Annotated in this window: 5 protein-coding genes; 4 read left to right on the forward strand and 1 reads right to left on the reverse strand. The window is 69.4% G+C overall.

The window, feature by feature from the left end; translation table 11 throughout:
* Positions 1–299 precede the first annotated feature (299 nt).
* The 3 genes from ACOJUJ_RS24395 to ACOJUJ_RS24405 all read left to right on the forward strand — a co-directional run bounded on the left by ACOJUJ_RS24395 (position 300) and on the right by ACOJUJ_RS24405 (position 4853).
* Complete coding sequence (locus tag ACOJUJ_RS24395; protein WP_420129531.1) at positions 300–1493, forward strand: glycosyltransferase family 4 protein; 1194 nt, start codon at positions 300–302, stop codon at positions 1491–1493.
* A gap of 176 nt (positions 1494–1669) precedes the next feature.
* Entirely contained in the window at positions 1670–3535 is a 1866-nt protein-coding gene (gene thrS / locus ACOJUJ_RS24400; RefSeq protein WP_420129532.1) for a threonine--tRNA ligase, read from the forward strand.
* Between the two features lie 586 nt (positions 3536–4121).
* Complete coding sequence (locus ACOJUJ_RS24405) at positions 4122–4853, forward strand: hypothetical protein (protein ID WP_420129533.1); 732 nt, start codon at positions 4122–4124, stop codon at positions 4851–4853.
* A 101-nt stretch (positions 4854–4954) separates the two neighbouring features.
* Here ACOJUJ_RS24405 and ACOJUJ_RS24410 read toward each other — a convergent pair whose 3' ends face one another.
* Positions 4955–5134, reverse strand: a complete 180-nt coding sequence (locus ACOJUJ_RS24410; protein WP_420129534.1) for a hypothetical protein — start codon at positions 5132–5134, stop codon at positions 4955–4957.
* A 479-nt stretch (positions 5135–5613) separates the two neighbouring features.
* Between ACOJUJ_RS24410 and ACOJUJ_RS24415 the strand changes: the two genes are divergently transcribed.
* A partial coding sequence (locus ACOJUJ_RS24415; protein WP_420129535.1) for a protein kinase domain-containing protein occupies positions 5614–7728 on the forward strand: 2115 nt, incomplete at its 3' end.

Genomic DNA, 7728 nt, shown 5'->3' on the forward strand with positions numbered 1-7728 from the left:
AGGTCCTTCGGTCGGCGCCAAGCCTTTGCGTGAGAGCAGGTTGCGGAGCGGCGCCTCCCTCAGGATGACTGATCGCGGGCAGGTTGGCCACACCTTCTCCAGTCTCGGGAAGCGATGGACGGATTGCCGCGCGGCTTCGATGGGTGGGCGGCATCCGAATCTCTCGCGGGGAACCACGCGTAAGGGGGTGTGGGGCGGCGCCGTTGCACGAAAAGCTGGACACCTTTGCGCCGAAGGGTGTATACTTAGGGCTTCCAACCAGTTACCCCGGGTCGGAGCCCCCTCCGGAGCAGCCGCTGTTGCGTATTCTCTACGTCTCCCACTCGTTCCCGCTTCCCGGCGATCCGCTCAGCAACGTGGGCGGAATGCAGCGCCTGGCGCAGGGGCAGTTTGCCGCGCTGGCGGAGCATCCGGCCGTGGAGATGCATTCGCTGCTGCTGGAGACGTCGTGGAAGAGCACGCCGTACCGCATGCCCGGGTACATGGCGCGCCTGCTGTGGCAGATCCCGCGCATCGTGAAGCGCGAGAAGATCGACGTGGTGCTGCACTCGTCCATGGTGACGGCGTCGCTCACGCCGACGATGATCAGCGCCATCCACAAGGCCGGCGCCATCGTCGCCGCGGTGCCGGTGGGGCGCGACGTCACGCTGCCGACGATCGGCTACCAGTGGTACGTGCGGCGGGTGCTGCGTTCGCTGGACGCGGTGTTCCCCATCAGCCGTGCCACGGCGCAGGAGTGCCTGCAGCGCGGGCTGCCCCCGTCGCGGATGCACGTGGTGCCCTGCGGCGTGGACGCTGGCCTGTTCAACGCCCCCCGCGACCGCCGCGCCGCCCGCCTGGAGCTGCTGCGCGCCATCGGCGAGTCGACGGAGACCATCCCGGACGACGCGCTGATCCTGGTGAGCGTGGGGCGGCACCAGGAGCGCAAGGGGTTCGCCTGGTTCACCGACCGGGTGATGCCGCGGCTGCCGGAAGACGTGATCTACCTGATCACGGGCGAGGGGCCGATGACGCCGCGCATTCAGGAAGCCATCGACCGCCACGGGCTGCACGGCCGGGTGCGGATGCTGGGCAAGGTGGCCGAGGAAATGCTGGGCCGCCTGTACCGTGGCGCCGACCTGTTCGTGATGCCCAACATCCACGTCAAGGGCGACATCGAAGGCTTCGGCGTGGTGATGCTGGAGGCGGGGATGTGCGGCATGCCCGTGCTGGCCGCCGACCTGGAAGGGATCAGCGACGTTGTGCGCGAGGGCCAGAACGGCCATCTTGTACCCAGTGAAGATGCGGACGCGTTCGTGGAGCGGGTAATGCGCTATCGTGGAAACCGGGAGATGGTGATGGAGGCGTCGCGTAGCGCGGCGTCGTATACGGCGCGCCACTTTTCGTGGCCCGCCATCGCGGACCGTTACGTCCGCCTGCTGCAGCAGCAGCTGGGCACCACCACGACCACTACCGGCACCGTCCCGGCGGAGCTCGCCCGAGCGGCAGGGTGAGCATCCACATCCGCCGTACGTCCAAAGCCGCCCTGTACAGGGCGGCTTTTTCGTATGGTGGGCTGGTGGCGCGGGGCGGTGCTGGCCGTTACTCTCACGTTTTCGATCACGACCGACGATACGACACGCCGCCCGGGAGCGGGCCGGCTCACTGATAAAAGACCGGAGACAGGACGATGAAGGACTGGGATCGCTGGCTGCAGGAGCGGGAGTGGTCGCCCGTGCAGCCCGAGGAGTTTCGCGCGCTGCCGGCGGACGAAAAGCTGCGCCGCATCCGCCACAGCGCCGCGCACGTGATGGCCACGGCGCTGCGCCAGGTTCGCCCCGGGGCGCGCTTCGCCATTGGGCCGGCCACGGAGCACGGCTTCTTTTACGACGTGCGGCTGGACGCGCCGCTCACGCCGGAAGAGATCAAGGCGGTGCAGGAGGGGATGGGGCAGGTGGCCAAGGCCAAGCAGCCGTTCGAGGTGGCCGTCGTCCCCCACGCGGAAGCGGTGGAGTACTTTCGGGACAAGGGCGAGCAGTACAAGCTCGACATCCTGGAAAAGCTGGTGGACCAGACGGTGACGTTCTACCGCAACGGCGACTTTGTGGACCTGTGCGCGGGGCCGCACGTGCCCGACACGGGGTTCTGCCACTACGTAAAGCTGCTGGCGGCCTCCCCCGCGCACTGGCGGGGCGAGCAGAACCCGTCGCTGCAGCGGGTAAGCGGTACGGCGTGGGACAGCAAGGACGCGCTCAAGAACTACCTGGCGTTCGTCGAGGAAGCAAAGGCGCGCGACCACCGGGTGCTGGGGGCAGCCCTGGACCTGTTCAGCTTTCACCCGTGGGCGGCGTCGGCGCTGTGGCATCCCAAGGGGCTCATCATCCGCAACGAGCTGGGGCGGTTCTGGCGCGAGCTGCAGCCGGAGTACGGCTACGTGGAGATCCTGAACCCCGTGCTGTACAAGCCGGAGCTGTTCCACCAGTCCGGGCACTGGGAGAACTACCACGAGGACATGTTCATCGTGCGCGACCAGGAGGGTGACCCCGACTGGGCCATCAAGCCGATGAACTGCCCCGACACGATGCTCTACTACAAGACGTCGGCGCACAGCTACCGCGAGCTGCCGCTGCGCGTGGCGGAGAGCCAGGTGCTGCACCGCAACGAGGTTACGGGCGCGCTGCACGGGCTTATGCGCACGCGCAGCTTTGTGCAGGACGACGCGCACATCTTCCTGGCGCCGGAGCAGGTGCAGGACGAGATCCGGCAGCTGCTGGAGCTGGTCGATCGTTTCTATTCGGTGTTCGGCCTGCAGTATTCGATGAAGCTGAGCACGCGCCCCGAAAAGTTCATGGGCGAGATCGAGCAGTGGAACGCGGCGGAGCTGGCGCTGAAGGAGGCGATGGAGGCGGCGGGGCGCGAGTACTGGGTGGATGAGGGCGATGGGGCGTTCTACGGGCCCAAGATCGACATCAGCATCCAGGACAGCCTGGGCCGCAAGTGGCAGTGCGGGACGATCCAGCTGGACTTTCAGCTGCCGCAGCGGTTCGAGCTGGAGTACATGGCGCAGGACGGCACGCGACAGACGCCCATCGTCATCCACCGCGCCATCTTCGGCAGCCTGGAGCGCTTCGTGGGCGTGATCGTCGAACACTTCGCGGGGGCGTTCCCGGTATGGCTGGCGCCGGTGCAGGCGGTCGTCCTGCCCATCAGCGACGAAAAGCACCTGGAGTACGCGCAGGAGGTCACGGCGCGGCTGCGCAAGGCGGGCGTGCGCGCCGAGCTGGCGCAGTACGAGTCGCTTAACTACCGCATCCGCCAGGCGGAAAAGCAGAAGGTGCCGTACATCCTGGTGGTGGGCGACCGCGAGCAGGAGGAACGGACGACGGCCGTGCGGCGCCACAAGGTCAAGGAGCAGCGCGTGGCCCCCGTGGCCGACGTGGTGCTCGAGATCTCCGACAAGGTAAAGTCGCGAGAGCTGGACGTGCACGTGGCCACGATGGCCGCCGCGAAGTTCGTGGAGCCCAGCGCGGCGACGACGGAGGAGAATCCGTACTGAAGTGCGTGAGTGCGTTAGTGCGGGAGGTGGTAATCCCCGCCTCCCGGCTGACGATGCATGATGCTGATTGTGGATTTAATTTAATGCTAATACCGAATCCGGAAAACCGTATCGATCCCCCGGCGGACGGTGTCATTCTGACTCTGAGGGAGGCGCACCTTCGATTCTGGCGGGATGCGCCAGGGCCCGTGCGCCGACCGAAGAATCTGCCTGATGGGCGCACGATTCTGTCGGCTACGTCTGACTTTGGCGCGAGAAGCCGCGCGTTTCCGAAAGAGATCCTTCGGTCGGCGCACGGGTTTCTCTCGTTTCCGCACGTTCGTGGCGGCGCCTTCCCTCAGGATGACAGCAATCGTCAAACAGCGATTGTTTTTGCGGATTCGGTAAAATCCGGTGATCTACCGGTTGCGGACGCGCCGGTGCGTGGAACGCCGCACACGGTCGGGCCGCCGAGTCCACGAAGGTGGACGTTGTGCAGTTGTAGCGGCGAATTGATTCGCTCCCGCAGGGGGACGGCACGTTACCGATTCAGATTCTCAATGGGCATTAGATGGCCGTGATTCACGCTAGCCGAAGCCCCATCCCCATGCGCAGGACATGGACCCGCAGGCTCTCGCTGGCCGGCATCGCGCTCACGCTGGCCGCGGGGCCGGCTCGCGCGCAGGAGCTGCCGCCTGCTCGGGAGATCATTGCCCGGTACTGGACCGCGATCGGCGGCGTACAGGCGGTGTCGGCGCCGCGGTTCCGGCGCACCATCGGAGAGATGACTACGGACGGGCTGACGATGTCGGTAAACTTCATCCAGGCCCGACCCGACAGGATGGTGATGCGCGGCGAGATCCCCGGCCTGGGGACCGTCGAGCAGGGCTTCGACGGGACCATCGGCTGGATGGTGGTTCCCGGACAGGGCGCCCGTCTGCTGCAGGGACCGGAACTGCAGCAGGTGCAGAATCAGGCGAAGTTCGACAGCAACCTGCGGTTTGACGAGTACCCGGTGATGGAGACCATTGGGCGCGCCGAGGTGGACGGGCGTGCCTGCTGGCAGGTGCGGATGGTTACGCCGGAGAACGATGAGGCGCGCGGCTGCTTCGGGGTTGATGACGGCTACCTGCTCTCCATCTCCGTCACTACGCCGGAGCAGACCACGATTACGTTCGGCGACTACCGCCCCTTCGGCGCGCTTACGCTGCCGGGGCGGACCGTCGTCACCGCCGCAGGCCAGCAGGTGGTGCTCACCGTCAGCGCCATCCACCACGATCCCATCCCCGCGGCGGAGTTCGAGCCGCCCGCGGAGATCAAGGCGCAGCGTCCGAAGTGAAGTGCGGAAGTGCGGAGGACGTCATCGATGATCGATACGAGAAAGCCGCCCCGGTGCATCGGGGCGGCTTTCCCGTTCAGGCCTCGTGCCGGCCAGAGGGCTCAGCGGTTATCCAGCAGGACCGGCGCATACCGGCGGTGATACACCGGCGCCAGCCGCTCGCAGAACTCCTCGGTGGTGCCGCCGCGGCTCACGTACCGGCGCATCAGGGCGCACTGCAGCGCCACGTACGCATCAAACCGCGTGGGCGAGGTTTCCAGGTACCGACGAAGAATCTCCATTCCCAAACTCCTTTCCGGCACCCGGACGCCGGGTGCGCGCATCCACTGTAAAGCATCCCCCGTGCCCCGAGCAGAGTAACGCGTAAACCCTTGTATCTCTGACACCTGAGGGGCTTTGGCGCCCAGTTTCCGTTCACCTCTCCCAGGTGGGTGTACCTGTTCTGGGACACCTCGTTGGTACACTACGATGCAACCGGGCGTAACGTGTCGGGCGCATGGAGTGGCGCGGGGGGTGTGAAGCCGACGAAAAACGTTGACCTGGACGGAGATGGCCACTACCTTGACCCCTCCAACCCGAACTGCGCCGTCCGTTTGCAGCAGCACGCCCCCCGCGTGCCGGCGGCGTCAAGGTTTTGATCCGTTCACCGCGCGCCTTCTGTCCCTGATAGACGGCCGCGGCACCGCGATTTCCGGCGAGCGCCGGCCCCGCCGCGGGGCCGGACGCGTTCGCCGGGCCACCCTGTCCCGGTCGATCCAGGATGTCCAGCACCGGAACCCTCCCCGCCGGCACCATCGTCGCCGACCGCTACCGCATCGAGGAATCGCTGGCCGGCGAAGGCAGCGCCGCCGCGTACCGCGCCACCGACCTGCGGCTGGAGCGCGCCGTCGCCCTGCGCACGCTGAGCCCGGCGGAAGGCATCGCCGCCCAGCAGGGCAAGGCCGCCGCGCGGCTGGTGCACCCCAACGTGGCCCGCGTGCTGGATTTTGGGAGCGACGCGGCGCTGGGTGTGGAATTCGTGGTGGCGGACCTGGGGACGGGCGGCACGCTGGCGGCGCTGCTGGCCCAGCGTGGCGCGCCGCCCCTGCCGCTGGGGCTGCGCATTGTGCAGGAGGCGGCCGCGGGGATGGCGGCGGCGCACCGCGCGGGGCTGGTGCACGGCGACCTGCACCCCGGCACCCTCTGGCTCTCTCGCGACGAGGGGCGGCTGCGGGTGCAGGTGCTCGGCCTTGGGCTGAACCCGGCCGGCGCGCCGCCCTCGCGCGCCACCGCCCGCTACGCCTCGCCGGAGCGGTTGCGGCGGGGCAGGGAGCTGGCACCGTCGGCGGACGTGTTCAGCCTGGGCGTGGTGGCGTACGAGGTGTTTGCCGCGCTGCCGGCGGAGTGGATGCAGCTGCTGCTCTCCATGGCCCGCGGGCAGGCGGTGATGGCGCCGTCGCTGCTGGACGCACGCCCGGACCTTCCGGCCCACGTGGCGCAGGCCGTTCGCCGTGCCCTGATCGCCGACCCGGCACAGCGCTGGCCCGATGCCGGCGACTTTGCCGCGCACCTGATCGCCGAGAGCGCCGCCCCCGCCAGGCCCGCCCCCGTGGCGGCGCCAGAGCCCGTTGCGCCTGTCGAGGCCCCCATCACCGCCGCCTCCTTCGCCGCCCACGTCGCCGAAGTCGCGGCGCCGGCGGATGAGGATGCGGTGGTGGTGGCGGCGGATGCCGTCGAGGCTCCCGGGGCGGAGGCCGCAGTGGCCGCTTCCGTTCCGGTGGAGTTCGTCCCTGCCGCCGAGCCGGTCGTTGCGGCTGCGATGGAGCCGGTGGTCGTGGCTGCGGTGGAGCCGGTGCCTGCCGCGGAACCGGTAGTCGTGGTCATGGTCGATGCTCCCGGGCCCGCGATCGTCGAAGCGCAAGCCGCGCCCGCCGCCGTCGAAGCCTCGCCTGCGCCGGCCGCTCCGTCTGCGACGCGTCAGCCGCCGGCCCGCACGCGCCAGCCGATCGTCGCCGCGAAGACGGACCTGGCCGACAGCCTGTACATCCCGCCCGCGCTGGAGAAGCCCGCCGTTCCGGAGCCGCGCACGCCCGCTCGCGCGGAGGCCCCCGTCCTCGCGCCGGTGCCCGCGCCTCCCATCGAGGCCATCGCGGCCGCGACGGCGCCCGTGCCTCCGGTCGAGGTAATCGTGCCCGCGCCGCAGCCGGTGCAGGCGAAGGTGGAGCCGGTGGTCGGCGCGCCGGAGCCGGTCGTGCTCCATCGCAAGGAGGAGAGCCCCGCGCCCGCGGCGCTTGCGCTCACCCAGAGCCTGGAGCCGGTGGCGCTGGTGCCTTCCGCTCCGGCGCCGGTCACCCTGGCGACGGTGGAGGTGGATGGGCCGGGCGCCACGCTGATCCCCATCCCGGAGCGCCGTTCGGGGATGGCAAAGATGGGCCAGCCCGCGGGCAATGGCCGCGCGCTGCTGGCGGCCAGCATTGCCGCCGCGGTGCTGGTGGGTGGCGGCGTGATCGCGAAGACGGTGCTGGCGGGCGCCGATCCCACCCCCTCCGTGCAGCGCCTTGCCGCCGCCAGCCTGACGGCGACCCCCGCCGGAACCGCGCAGCCGCGGCAGGCCGCGGTGGATCCCGCCGCGCCCGCCGCCTCCGTCGATACGCCCGCGGCGGCGGCTGCCGTGGACGCGGCGCTGACGCCGGAAGAGCAGGCGCGCAAGGCGGAGGAGCAGAAGAAGCTGGAGGAGCAGCGCCGCCTGCAGCAGCGCCAGCGCGATTCGCTGCGGCAGGTGCAGCAGTTGGCTGCCCAGCAGCAGGCCGCCGCGCCGCAGGTGGCGCTGGCGGCGCCGCGCGCCGCCGCCTCGGTGCCCGCGCCGCAGATGGAGCAGCGCGTAGCCGCGCCCGCC

Source organism: Longimicrobium sp. (assembly GCF_048594345.1).
Lineage (GTDB): Bacteria > Gemmatimonadota > Gemmatimonadetes > Longimicrobiales > Longimicrobiaceae > Longimicrobium.

What these genes read in the sequence shown, in the direction of transcription:
- thrS (WP_420129532.1), top strand. Translation starts at nt 1,670, where the DNA reads ATGAAGGACTGGGATCGCTGGCTGCAGGAGCGGGAGTGGTCGCCCGTG.
- ACOJUJ_RS24405 (WP_420129533.1), top strand. Translation starts at nt 4,122, where the DNA reads ATGCGCAGGACATGGACCCGCAGGCTCTCGCTGGCCGGCATCGCGCTC.
- ACOJUJ_RS24410 (WP_420129534.1), bottom strand. Translation starts at nt 5,134, where the DNA reads ATGGAGATTCTTCGTCGGTACCTGGAAACCTCGCCCACGCGGTTTGAT.